This window comes from Pseudoalteromonas luteoviolacea S2607 (genome assembly GCF_001625575.1).
Lineage (GTDB): Bacteria > Pseudomonadota > Gammaproteobacteria > Enterobacterales > Alteromonadaceae > Pseudoalteromonas > Pseudoalteromonas luteoviolacea_E.
The window spans coordinates 1-963 of record NZ_AUXV01000039.1 but is presented as its reverse complement, the minus strand read 5'-3'; the positions used below and the strand labels follow the sequence as shown (position 1 = coordinate 963).

General features: G+C 48.8%; 1 protein-coding gene. It reads left to right on the top strand.

Translation table 11 applies throughout. From position 1 onward, the window contains the following. A partial coding sequence (locus N480_RS16240) for a KR prefix domain-containing protein (RefSeq protein ID WP_155732874.1) occupies positions 1 to 963 on the top strand: 963 nt, incomplete at both ends.

The window sequence follows — 963 nt, the reverse complement described above, 5'->3', positions numbered from 1 at the left end:
GCGGAGCAGCGCCAACGAGTCTCTCTGCCAGGCTACCCATTTGAGCGCCAGCGTTATTGGATAGATGCCAAAGGAGCAAGTGTAGGGCAGGCAGCGCATGCTCCACAACAAGCACAAGCACCAATCGATAAGTGGTTCTATAGTCAGCAATGGCATCGTCAACCTAATGTACAAGCGGTATCTGCATCGACAGAGCGCGTATGGCTGTTACTGATGGACGGCAATGGCCTAGGCAATGCGTTAGCAAGCAGATTAGAAGCGCACAATCAACGTGTGATCCGCGTTTTACAAAACGCAACATTCTCTGGAAACGCTCAGGCAACAGAATTTAGTTTAAATAGATTAAACAAGCAGGACTACGTCAGTTTGGCGGCTGCTTTGCAAAGAGATAGTGAATTACAAGTAGTCAGTTTGTGGGATGTCGATGATGTTGAACACCATGAAACAGGGGCTTTTTGTAGCGCGGTATACCTTGCCCAGGGGTTGTCGGAGGAGGGGCATAAAGCAGCCATTCATTTCGTTGGAAATGGCGTTTATCGCATTGATGGTGAAGAAACACTCCAACCAAACAAAGCAATGCTCCTCTCGGCGAGCAAAGTAATAAGCCAGGAATTGAGCGGTATTCGCAGCAGGTACTTAGATTTAGGAGGCCTAGGTGCAGAAGCTGCGCTCTATGCGGATTTACTTACACAGGAGTTGTTAAGTGATTGGCATAACCATGAAATCGCATTTAGAGGGAAGCAGCGTTGGCAAGGGCAGCATGTGCCTCTGCAACTGAGCGCGCCTAGTGCCAGCCACTTTAAAGCTGAGGGTGTCTACCTGATCACTGGTGGATTAGGCAAAATAGGGGAAGTGTTAGCGGCTCATATCGCGAAGCAAGGTGCGAAGGTGATTGTTACGAGTCGCAGAGCTGATGTGGATAAAAGCTCTCGTTTACATGACTTGATAGACAGTGGACAGGTG